The sequence below is a fragment of the Lysinibacillus sphaericus OT4b.31 genome (genome assembly GCF_000392615.1).
Classification (GTDB): Bacteria; Bacillota; Bacilli; order Bacillales_A; family Planococcaceae; genus Lysinibacillus; species Lysinibacillus sphaericus_B.
Window position 1 is genome coordinate 1,319,316 of record NZ_KB933398.1, and the last position, 11,538, is coordinate 1,330,853.

Here is an 11,538-nt window from a genome sequence, read left to right on the forward strand (position 1 = left end):
TTCTTAACTTACAAAGAGTGATGACTAAAAAGAATGATTCTATCGCGATCCTATCATAAATTTAGATAATGTTATTAAGCTATCAGAAATAGGATAAAAGGGACTATTCGACACTGAACAGTCCCTTTTATCATTTTAACGATCTAAGCAAAACAGTATAATAGTAAATCTTCCCTATGAGTCTCTACCCATTTCGTATATACTTAGATGGACTATATTTTGAGAAAGGGACCAATATAATGCAATATGTTAGGAAATTATTTTTTTATATGGCGACGCTCATCTTTTTTGTAGCCATTTCAGACCAGGCTTTGGCTGCCAAGTCGACGAATTTTTATGAGTCTAGTAATGCTAAAGGTGTTACGGTCATTAACTATCATTCGTTTGGAGATTACAAAGAAGTTGCCAACATTAATATTACAGCGAAGCTATTTCGTGAGCAATTAAAGATGCTAAAGGATAGTGGCTATACAACTATTACTGAAGAGCAGTTAATTGCTTATTTACAGGGGCACGGTCGTATTCCTGAGAAATCGGTATTTCTAACGATTGACGATGGATATGAAAGTGTTTATAAGATTGCTTACCCTATTTTAAAGGAAATGGGCATGCAAGCAACATTATTCGTTATTGTCAACGATGTGGAAGCGGGCTTAAGAAAAGGTGTACCCATGTTGAACTGGCAACAAATAAAGGAAATGTCAGACTCGCAAATTATTCAAATAGGTAATCATACATATGATTTACATTGGCGTGGCAACAAAGATGCGCCAAAGCACGAGGCAATGATACTAAATGTAACGAAAGATGGAAAGGCGCTTACAAATGAGGAACGTCAACGTTACATTCTTGAGGATGTGACAAAAGCACATCAATTAATAGAAAAACATACAGGGAAGGCACCTACTTCCTTTGCCTATCCATATGGTGTGTATGATCGAATTGCAGAGAAAGCTGTAAAGGAAGCTGGCTATCTGATCGACTATTCAACACAGGGCGGTTTTAATAAGTTCGGTGATGGCACGGTGCATATTAAAAGAATTGATTCGAGTAATCGTGTAAGCGCACACGACTTAAAAAAGATTTTAGAAAAATATCAGAAACAAGCAGAGCAGCATTATAATAATCGAGATATACAGGTTGAAGCACAAGTAACATCGAACAAAGTAGCACTTAAAGCGTGGCTGAAAAGTGATATGAAAAATGGGACACTTCAGGCAAAAGAAACTCGATTTGAGCTCTATAAAATGATTAAGGGTGAACGTCAACTTCAGCGTAATTTTGGCAGTTATCTTGTCACGGCGAGTAACAAGTCACGGGTCATGTCCACAGAAGAGAACGTAACAGATTACGAAGCAGGTGGCTATTCCGTTAAGACAATTATTACAAAGCAGGACGGAAGTAAAGAGGTTTTTTGGATTAATTTTAATCGATAACCTAGAAAGTGAAAGGTCTCTTATTTTTCTTTTTAAGGAGGATGAGAGACCTTTCTTGCGCCTATTGCTAATGTTCTGAATCGAAATTTGCATTACAAGTGATGATATAACGCCCTTTTGGAAAATAATCATCGGTGTTTGCTTGGATAAATGGTGTCCCATTGCATTCAAATTTTGGAAATGTTAAGGTGGGTGAAGAGGTGAATGTAGTGGAAAAGTTTGATATAGCAATTATTGGCGCAGGTCCAGGGGGATATGTGTCAGCCATCCATGCAGCTAAAAGTGGCATGAAGGTCGCTTTAGTAGAACGTGGTAAAGTAGGAGGTGCTTGCTATAATGTTGGCTGTATTCCGTCCAAAATTTTATTAGAGCATAGCAAGCTTGTACAAGAAATTAAACGTGGCAATGCGTGGGGCATTGAGACGAATACAGTGAATGTGAACTTTCCGCGCTTGATGCAACGGAAAGATATTGTCATTGATGAGCTATTAGTGAATATTGAGCATTTTATTGAAAGCAATCATATAACATTTTATCGAGGCGAGGCAACTGTTGCGAAGGATTTAACGTTAACTGTTGGAGTAGATACGTTTGTAGCGAAAGATATTATTGTAGCAACAGGCAGTAAGCCATTTGTACCACCGTTTAAAGGCTTAGAAACGTCTACATACTATACAACAGATACTTTTTTTGATATGAAAGAGTTACCAGAGCAGTTAACCATTATCGGCGGTGGTGTAATTGCGGTTGAGATGGCATTTAGCCTCGCACCACTTGGAACGAAAGTAACAATGCTCAATCATAGCGAAGATATTTTACAAACGGAAGAATCAGATGCACGACCTATTATTCGCGAAAAGATGAAAAAGCTAGGTATTGAGCTAGTGACAGATTTCCGATTTGAGCACTTCTATGGCAATGAAGTTCATACATCTAAAGGAATTTATACATACGAAAATTTATTATTTGCAACGGGGCGTCGTCCAAATACAGAAATTGCACAGCAATTAGGACTTGATTTTGATGGGCATTTAATTGCTGTGAACGAGCACCTTGAGACAAGTCAGCCACATATTTACGCCATTGGTGACTTAGTTGGTGGTTACCAGCTAGCACACGCTGCAAGTGCGGAAGGCATTCATGTCATTGAGCATATTTTAGGAAAAACACCTGCATTGATTGACCAAGCACTAATCCCTCGCTGTGTCTATACACATCCTGAGATTGCTACATTTGGTTTGTTAGAGGAGCAAGTTGACGGTGCATATACTGTAACAAAATTGCCAATTCGCACAAATGCAAAAGCGTTGATGGAAGGTAATACTGAAGGTTTTGTAAAGCTAGTGGCAACAAAAGAGGGTGGAGACATTCTAGGCGCATGTGTAGTTGCAGATGGTGCAACAGAAATGCTCAATGCAATTTTAGCTACAAAAAATGCAGGAGGGACAGCACAAAACTTAGCTGAGATGATTTTCCCACACCCAACAGTATCTGAGCATATCGGTGATGCAGCGAAGGCTATATTTAAAAAAGCAATTCATCAATAAATAACAGGAGGTTGTCTTAAAAGTCAGTAGTGAATGACTTTTGGGACAGCCTTTTTTGATTTTATGCTTCAAGTGGAAAGATGAGCACGAGTGAAGGAAGTGGACGAACAACTGACCGTAAAAGCCAGATTGGTTCAATTACAAGGAGTGGGGATGAAGAAAACCCACTCCTTGAAGTTTCACTTTATCCCGCGTTAACGGTCAGTAAGCCGCCCACCTAAAGTTGAAAGAAAGAACGAGCCTAGGCGGACGAGCAACTGACCGTAAAAGCCCGATTGGTTCAACTAACAAGGAGTGGGGATGAAGAAAACCCACTCCTTGAAGTTTCACTTTATCCCGCGTTACCGGTCAGTAAGCCTCCCACCTAAAGTTGAAAGAAAGAACGAGCCTAGGCGGACGAGCAACTGTCCGTAAAAGCCCGATTGGTTCAACTAACAAGGAATGGGGATGAAGAAAACCCCACTCCTTGAAGTTTCACTTCACACTTTATTATGTGATGTTATATTTCGCCAGTATCATTTGAAAATTTCTGAAAACCTATTGACTTTATAGGGTATTGTGTTAAATTAAATTTATAAGAATACTTGGTTTTTGAATAAAAAACAAGCTGTCTAGACAACTAGAGGCTTCTATTTTACACAGAGGATAGTCAACTGTGAAAATAGGAGCCTCTTTTTTTGGTATAGGAGGAAAGAACAACAATGAAATTAGGATTTTGGCTGCCAATTTTCGGTGGATGGTTACGGAATGTAGAAGATGAAAATATGCCAGCAACATTTGATTATGCCAAACAGGTTATTCAAACAGGTGAAAAGCTCGGTTTTGATGTCACTTTAATTGCGGAGCTATATTTAAATGATATTAAAGGTTTTCATCGTTCGTGATACAGAAGAAGAAGCACAGGCTGAGCTAACTCGTATTACAAATGTACAGGATGCAGCAGGCTATGTAGGCTTTAAGTAAATCAAAGCTTGAACAAGAAATTACATTGAAGGATTATTCAGTATCCAACCGAGGCTTACGTCCAAATTTAGTTGGGACACCACAGCAAGTTGCTGAGCGGATTTTAGCTTACGAGGCTGTAGGCGTAAACTTATTATTACTACAATTTTCACCACAGTTAGCGGAAATGGAACGTTTTGCAAGGGATGTAATGCCTTTAGTTAAAACCAAAAGAGCCCATTTTACAGTGAGGAGCGACAACATGACGGCAAAAATCTATATACTTCATGAATATGATGATTGGACAATACATTTGATTAAGCGTTTAAAGGAGCAAAACCTCCCTTTTGAAACTTGGCATCTAGCGGAAGGCGTACTGGAGTTATCGGCAGAGCCGCCAGAAGGAATATTCTACAGTCGGATGAGTGCCTCTGCTCATACTCGGGGGCATGCGTTCTCACCTGAATTCACAGCAGCTGTGCTTACTTGGCTAGAATTCCATGGTCGCACCGTTATTAATGGTAGTCTGGCGTTACAATTAGAAATTAGTAAGGTTAATCAGTATACAGCGCTTGAAGCTGCAGGAATTCAAACACCAAAATCGATTGCAACAGTCGGTAAAAATCAGCTAGTAGAAGCGGCTGAAAAAATTGGGACAGCATCGTTCATTACAAAGCATAATCGAGCAGGCAAGGGGCTTGGCGTACAATTATTTCACTCAGTAGAAGCACTCAAAGCTTATGCACATAGCTCTTCGTTTGAAGCGCCTGTAGATGGCATTACTCTAGTACAGCAATATATCAAGGCACCTGAGTCCTACATTACACGCTGTGAATTTGTCGGTGGTAAATTTTTATATGCTGTACGTGTTGATACATCAGAGGGCTTTGAGCTTTGCCCAGCTGAAACTTGTCAAATAGGTGATACCTATTGCCCGATAGGAGATTCTGTTAAGCAAAAACCAAAGTTCCATATTGTGAATGATTTCCCGAATGAGCTAATTGAGCGCTATGAAGCGTTTTTGACTCGAAATAAAGTACGTGTGGCAGGCATTGAATCAATTATTGATGAGGATGGCCATGTTTTTACGTATGACGTGAATACAAATACAAATTATAATGCCGATGCCGAAAAGGCAGCCAATCAATACGGTATGTTAGCTGTTGCAAATTATTTAGGCGCAACATTACATCAATATGAAAAATCATTACAAATGTTTTAAGGACGACGTTCAAAATATCTCTAATTCAAGTCGTTTTAGGAGTTAGGCAAGTAATTAGAAAAAATAACGAGTACAAATACAGTCATATAGGGAGTGGCGAAGATGACAAAAGTAGTGATTATTAATGGCAGTAATACAAGAGATTCACGTGTTACGGCAGTGCATGAAAAAGTAGAGCTCTTTTTCAAAAAACAAGGAACTGCGGTTCATGCCAATTATGTGCACGAATTACCGACAGCAGATTTAATCAAGGCCAATTTTGCCAGTGAGGCTATTATTGCGGAAAATAACCAAGTTGAGGAAGCGGATATTGTCGTGATCTTAACACCGATTTATAAAGCCTCTTACACGGGCATTTTAAAAACCTATTTGGATTTATTACCTCAAAAAGCGTTGGAAGGTAAATCGGTATTACCAATAGCGGTGGGTGGCTCAATCGGACATTTGCTTGCGTTAGAATATGCCCTTAAGCCGGTGTTAGCCGTATTAGGTGCTACAGATATTGCCCATTCGGTATTTATTGTTGACAAGCAAATTATTCGATTAGAAGATGGTGGGTTTGCGATGGAGGAAGAAGCTATTAAACGGCTAGATGTCGAATTAAACAAATTACAGCCGATTGTATCTGTAAATTAAAAAGGCTCTATCCAACTATAGCATAAACAGGCGTCTTGATGATTAACGACAAAAGAACAGCTAGACGGGGCATTCGCGAGGAATCACATAATAAAGTGAAACTTCAATTAGAGGGGGTTTTCTCCATTCCCCACTGATTTGCGGGATAAAGCTTATTAAATAAAAATAATAGCGCATCATAGGAGGCAATATCCCATGATGCGCTACATATTAATTTGCTTCAGTTTCGTCCAGTAAAGTGTCCTTGTCCACGGTAGTTGAAGAAAGGTATAGGAAAGCTTCATCTTGCAATAACAATATTTTCTCTTCGCAAATACCATGCGCTAATGGTCCTGAAAAAATGGATTCCCACCAAGTTCCTGTTGTTGTTGTCATATCTACGCCCCCGTTTCAATTCTTTCATATGTAATTGTATATTTCCCGACATCCAAAAAGTAAAACATACCCTACACAACTTCAATTTTAAATCTTTACTCCACCACCACCAACTTCAGAAAGAGGATTTTTGGACCTCGATGTTGTATCGTATAGACAATGATAGTTTGTTTCAAAAAAACAAAACTATGTATGCCATTATAAAAAAAAGGGGTGTTTTTTATGAATTTTACGACGCAAGATGTTGAAAATATGATTGCAGAGCAACGCATATTTTACTTCTCTCGCGCGACGAAAGAAGTGAAGTTTCGAAAAAATCAATTAATGAAATTAAAAAAGACCATTTTAAAATATGAAAAAGATGTATTAAACGCATTATATTTAGATTTACGAAAAAGTGAATTTGAGGCATATGCAACAGAGGTTGGCATTGTTCTCGATAGCATTTCTTATCTGGTGAAGCATGTGGAAGAATGGATGAAGCCAGAAGCTGTCAAAACCCCAATCCAATATCAAATGGGGAAAAGCTTTATTGTTCGAGAGCCATATGGTGCGACATTAATTATTGGACCTTATAATTATCCATTTCAACTCGTGATGGAGCCACTAATTGGCGCAATTATTGGTGGAAATACAGCCATAGTAAAGCCATCTGAAACATCAGTGCATACCGCAGCAATAATTAAAAAAATAATAGAAGAAACATTTGAGTCCTCATATATTCGTGTTGTGGAAGGCGAAAAGGAAGAAGTGACTGCACTTATTCATGCCTCATTTGATTATATTTTTTTTACAGGAAGCGTAGCAGTTGGGAAAGTAGTTGCAAGAGCAGCTGCTGAGCGTTTAACGCCTATAGCACTTGAACTTGGTGGAAAAAGTCCAGCGATAGTGGATCAAACAGCGAATTTAGAAGTAGCTGCGAAAAGATTAGCATGGGGAAAATTTACAAATACGGGTCAAACATGTGTAGCACCGGATTATGTGCTCGTTCATAAAGATGTCTATGAACGATTTATGAAATTGTTAAAAGCTACGATTCGATCTTACTATGGGAAAAATGCTCTTAAAAGCCCTGATTATGGGCGTATTGTCAGTATTAGACAATTCGATCGCTTGCATCAGATTTTAGCGGAAGAGCGTGATGTGATTACGTATGGTGGTAGGTCAGATCGCGATGATTTATATATTGAACCAACGATTATTGAACAGGTAAAGTGGTCAAGCCCTTCGATGCAGGATGAACTATTTGGACCGATTTTACCCGTGATGATGTATGATGATTTAGGTCTTGCTATTCATCAAATTCGTCAATTACCGAAGCCATTAGCGGCTTATTTTTTCTCTGAGCATGAGAAAGCCATCCAATATTTTCTTGAGGAGCTGCCATTTGGTGGCGGCTGTATAAACGATACGATTACACATGTTGGAAATCTCCATTTGCCTTTTGGTGGCGTTGGTCCTTCAGGAGTAAAAGCCTATCACGGTAAGGCGAGTTTTGAAAATTTTACACACCCAAAATCAATCTTAAAAAAATCATCGAAGCTCGAAACGAATGTTCTTTTTCCCCCCTATAAACAAAAGGTTAAGCTTGTCCGTACCATTATGAAATAATGTGAATTGGGGGTGTCAGGTTAATGTCCTGAGACACCTCCATTTGTTAAATTTTCAATGTTGCCCAGTATTTTATCTTACTTTCAATGGTAAACTCACCATGATGCTACCCTCAGTAAAAGGTTCATAAATATGTCTTATTAACGGTTAAAGCATCCTAATACGATTGTTTTTGATTGAATCCACAATTAAGATTTCTTCATTTTTTCTACAGGAAATAAAAATTTCTCCTCATTTCATTGTCATTTTTGATGATATTTATCAATTCATGTTGAGAATAGCCACTATTATAGATGATTTGGCGTTGTCGATAAATGGCGATTTTTGATAAGAAAGGCAAAATTCATTATATTATTAAAATGGTAGCGTTTTCATCAAAAAAACGTATCGTGAAGCATTTCATTTCTAGGTGAATAAGTAGTAAAATAAATTCATTAGAATGTGGGGGTATTCAGTTTGTCATTTTTTGTCGAAAAAACATCAGGTGATGAATTGAGTGTTGAGATTGATTGGAGGACTATGAAATGTATGCAGAGGAATTGTTAAGTGCATTACCTTTGAAAAAAATTATCGGAGAGCTACCAGACCAAGTCAGTGATATTGTGATTGATTCTCGTAGTGTGCAACCCAATAGTATGTTTGTTTGCATTAAAGGCTACACAGTAGACGGTCATGACTATGCAGAGAAGGCTGTAGAGGGTGGCGCTACGATTGTGTTAACAGAACGTGAATTACCATTAGCGAATTCCATTGCACAAGTTATTGTTAAAGATACGGAACGCGCAGTTGGCTTACTAGCGGCTAAGTTTTTTGATTATCCATCCAAGGATATAACAATGATTGGTGTAACAGGAACAAACGGTAAAACATCAGTAACGGGTATAATTCAAAATATCATGCATGGTATAGGCGAGAAGTCTGCCTTATCTGGAACCATTGGCTTTAATTTGAATGGCATTTTATATGAATCTGCAAATACTACGAGCGATGCATTATCGACGCAACAAATGATTTTCCGTGCAAAAATGGAGGGCTGTCGTTTAATGACAATGGAAGTCTCTTCGCATGGTTTAGCACTTGGGCGTTTAGCTGGTGTCGATTATGACGTAGCTATTTTTACGAATCTTACACATGATCATCTTGATTTCCACGGTACGATGGAGGAATATGGCCACGCAAAAGGCTTATTATTTTCTCAACTTGGACAAGATTTAGAAAAGAATAAATATGTGGTGTTGAATGCTGATGATGCTTGGTCTGAGCGCTATGCAGCGATGACACCTTTTCCCGTATGGACATATGGTTTGAAAAATGAAACAGCCGATTTTCATGCCATTAACTGTCAGTATCATGACTATATGACTTCTTTTGACGTGGTTATGCCTGAAGGTACATTCCCTGTCAAAATGCAATTACTTGGAGAGTTCAATATTTACAATGTACTTGCAGCAATGATCGCTTTTTATGGTCGCGGCTACTCAATGGATACAATTATTGAGCAAATTGAACAACTACCGCCCGTTAAAGGACGAATGGAAAAAGTTTGTTCAGATTTACCAGTACAAATTTTTGTCGATTACGCCCATACACCTGATGCGATCGAAAAAGCGATTGCAGCGGCTGAGCCTTATAAAAAAGGGAAGTTGATTTTCTTGGTTGGTACAGGAGGTAATCGAGATAAGTCAAAACGTCCAGCAATGGCAGAGAAAGCATCTGCAGCAGATTATGTTATTTTAACGACTGATGACCCTCGCTTTGAGGATTACGATAGCATTACTGGGGATCTTGCAAAAGGAATGCTACATAAGAATTACGCATGTATCGGTGATCGTGCTGAAGCAGTCCGTCATGCAATTGCAGTAGCTGAACCAGGGGATATGATTATCTTTGCTGGTAAAGGTCATGAAGATTATCAAATTATTGAAAACACAAAATTTCCACATAGCGATGCTGAAATCGCTGTAGAGGCAGGACGTTTGAAATTTGTCTAATTTTATTTAGTTCAGATTGAGTGGGTAGAGGACTTCTATTATTTTGTTAACGCCTTTGAATTTTTTGAGAAACCTTTTAGTTAGTGACTAAGAGGTTTTCTTTTTTGGGGAATTCATGTAAAAAGGTTGTACGAAAGGCAAGTCTTCTTTTATTATTAGTAAGTATGAAAAAAGGAGAATGACGAGATGACTTCAAATTTAGAAAAAGATATATTAGCAAGACGAACGTTCGCCATCATTAGTCACCCGGATGCTGGGAAAACGACGATTACAGAAAAACTTTTATTATTTGGCGGTGCGATTCGAGACGCTGGGACGGTAAAAGGTAAAAAATCAGGAAAATTTGCAACATCTGACTGGATGGAAATCGAAAAGCAACGTGGGATTTCGGTAACATCTTCAGTCATGCAATTCGACTATAGCGGTTCACGAGTGAATATTTTGGACACACCAGGGCACCAAGATTTCTCAGAGGATACGTATCGTACTTTAATGGCAGTGGACAGTGCTGTCATGGTTGTCGATGCAGCAAAAGGGATAGAGGCCCAAACATTAAAACTATTTAAAGTTTGTAAAATGCGTGGTATTCCGATTTTTACCTTTATCAATAAATTGGACCGTCAAGGTAAAGAGCCACTTGAGTTGATTGAAGAGCTTGAAGAAGTACTTGGCATTCATGCTTACCCTATGAACTGGCCGATTGGTATGGGGAAAGAGTTCCTCGGTATATATGATCGTTATAATAAGCGCATCGAGCAGTTCCGTACAGAAGAGGGAGAACGATTCCTACCAATCGATGACAAAGGCGCTCTAGCTGTAGATCACCCGATGAAAGTCACTTCCTATTACTCTCAAGCAATGGACGATATCATGCTACTTAATGAAGCGGGGAATGAATACTCGGAAGAAAAAATTCGACGTGGAGAATTAACACCTGTATTCTTCGGTTCAGCCTTAACGAACTTCGGTGTACAAACATTCCTTGAAACGTATTTACAGTTTGCTCCAACACCACAACCTCGTATCACTGAGGATGAACAATTTATTGATCCGGTGGAGTATGAGGATTTTTCGGGCTTCATTTTCAAAATTCAAGCCAATATGAATCCTGCACACCGTGATCGCATCGCCTTCGTTCGTATCGTATCTGGTAAGTTTGAACGTGGTATGAATATGACTTTGTCGCGTACAGGTAAATCGTTCAAAGTGACACAGTCTACACAATTCTTAGCGGATGACCGTGAAACAGTTGACGAAGCAGTAGCAGGAGATATCATTGGTTTGTATGATACAGGTACTTATCAAATTGGTGACACTGTTGTAGGCGGTAAGAAAACATTCCAATTTGAAAAATTACCACAGTTCACACCAGAGTTATTTGTCCGTGTGACGGCGAAAAATGTCATGAAATCTAAGCAATTCCATAAAGGTATTCTACAATTAGTGCAAGAAGGTGCTATTCAATACTATAAAACGTTGCATACAGAAGAAGTTATTCTTGGTGCAGTCGGTCAATTACAATTTGAGGTATTTGAGCACCGCATGAAAAATGAATATAATGTTGAAGTAAAAATGGAGCCGATTGGTTCAAAAATTGCACGCTGGATTGAAAACGAGGAAGAAGTCAAAGAATCAATGTCATCAGGTCGTTCTATGCTTGTAAAAGATCGCTTTGACAATTATGTATTCTTATTTGAAAATGAATTTGCTATGCGCTGGTTCGCTGATAAAAACGAGCACATTAAATTGTATAGTCTATTGTAAAATAACAACACGAA

General features: G+C 38.6%; 8 protein-coding genes and 1 pseudogene. 8 read left to right on the forward strand and 1 reads right to left on the reverse strand.

Going from position 1 to position 11,538, the window contains the following annotated elements; all coding sequences use genetic code 11:
* Nucleotides 1-239: 239 nt before the first annotated feature.
* From H131_RS05935 to ssuE, 5 genes and pseudogenes are all read left to right on the forward strand, one after another.
* Nucleotides 240-1,436 carry a polysaccharide deacetylase family protein gene (locus tag H131_RS05935; protein WP_010858176.1) on the forward strand — a complete coding sequence of 399 codons (1,197 nt, stop codon included), beginning with the start codon at nt 240-242 and terminating at the stop codon, nt 1,434-1,436.
* A 209-nt stretch (nt 1,437-1,645) separates the two neighbouring features.
* The gene (lpdA, locus tag H131_RS05940; RefSeq protein ID WP_036131146.1) at nt 1,646-2,983 is read left to right on the forward strand and encodes a dihydrolipoyl dehydrogenase; all 1,338 of its coding nucleotides are present in this window, start codon (nt 1,646-1,648) and stop codon (nt 2,981-2,983) included.
* Nucleotides 2,984-3,684: 701 nt separating this feature from the next.
* Nucleotides 3,685-4,160 (forward strand): annotated as a pseudogene (locus H131_RS23490) (hypothetical protein); the annotation flags it as partial.
* A gap of 27 nt (nt 4,161-4,187) precedes the next feature.
* Nucleotides 4,188-5,147: an ATP-grasp domain-containing protein gene (locus H131_RS05950; protein ID WP_036131149.1), complete on the forward strand. Its 960-nt coding sequence runs from the start codon at nt 4,188-4,190 to the stop codon at nt 5,145-5,147.
* A gap of 102 nt (nt 5,148-5,249) precedes the next feature.
* On the forward strand, nt 5,250-5,783 hold the full coding sequence (ssuE, locus tag H131_RS05955) for an NADPH-dependent FMN reductase (protein ID WP_010858180.1): 534 nt from the start codon (nt 5,250-5,252) through the stop codon (nt 5,781-5,783).
* A 210-nt stretch (nt 5,784-5,993) separates the two neighbouring features.
* Here ssuE and H131_RS24925 read toward each other — a convergent pair whose 3' ends face one another.
* Nucleotides 5,994-6,158, reverse strand: coding sequence for a hypothetical protein (locus tag H131_RS24925; RefSeq protein WP_010858181.1), 165 nt, complete (start codon nt 6,156-6,158; stop codon nt 5,994-5,996).
* Nucleotides 6,159-6,380: 222 nt separating this feature from the next.
* Here H131_RS24925 and H131_RS05960 point away from each other — a divergent pair, with 222 nt between their 5' ends.
* The 3 genes from H131_RS05960 (at nt 6,381) to H131_RS05970 (ending at nt 11,524) form a co-directional block, all read left to right on the forward strand.
* Entirely contained in the window at nt 6,381-7,769 is a 1,389-nt protein-coding gene (locus H131_RS05960; RefSeq protein ID WP_010858182.1) for an aldehyde dehydrogenase, read from the forward strand.
* A gap of 524 nt (nt 7,770-8,293) precedes the next feature.
* Entirely contained in the window at nt 8,294-9,760 is a 1,467-nt protein-coding gene (locus H131_RS05965) for a UDP-N-acetylmuramoyl-L-alanyl-D-glutamate--2,6-diaminopimelate ligase (RefSeq protein WP_010858183.1), read from the forward strand.
* Nucleotides 9,761-9,946: 186 nt separating this feature from the next.
* Nucleotides 9,947-11,524, forward strand: a complete 1,578-nt coding sequence (locus tag H131_RS05970) for a peptide chain release factor 3 (protein ID WP_010858184.1) — start codon at nt 9,947-9,949, stop codon at nt 11,522-11,524.
* Nucleotides 11,525-11,538 lie beyond the last annotated feature (14 nt).

What these genes read in the sequence shown, in the direction of transcription:
- H131_RS05935 (WP_010858176.1), top strand. Translation starts at nt 240, where the DNA reads ATGCAATATGTTAGGAAATTATTTTTTTATATGGCGACGCTCATCTTT.
- H131_RS05950 (WP_036131149.1), top strand. Translation starts at nt 4,188, where the DNA reads ATGACGGCAAAAATCTATATACTTCATGAATATGATGATTGGACAATA.
- ssuE (WP_010858180.1), top strand. Translation starts at nt 5,250, where the DNA reads ATGACAAAAGTAGTGATTATTAATGGCAGTAATACAAGAGATTCACGT.
- H131_RS24925 (WP_010858181.1), bottom strand. Translation starts at nt 6,158, where the DNA reads ATGACAACAACAACAGGAACTTGGTGGGAATCCATTTTTTCAGGACCA.
- H131_RS05960 (WP_010858182.1), top strand. Translation starts at nt 6,381, where the DNA reads ATGAATTTTACGACGCAAGATGTTGAAAATATGATTGCAGAGCAACGC.
- H131_RS05965 (WP_010858183.1), top strand. Translation starts at nt 8,294, where the DNA reads ATGTATGCAGAGGAATTGTTAAGTGCATTACCTTTGAAAAAAATTATC.
- H131_RS05970 (WP_010858184.1), top strand. Translation starts at nt 9,947, where the DNA reads ATGACTTCAAATTTAGAAAAAGATATATTAGCAAGACGAACGTTCGCC.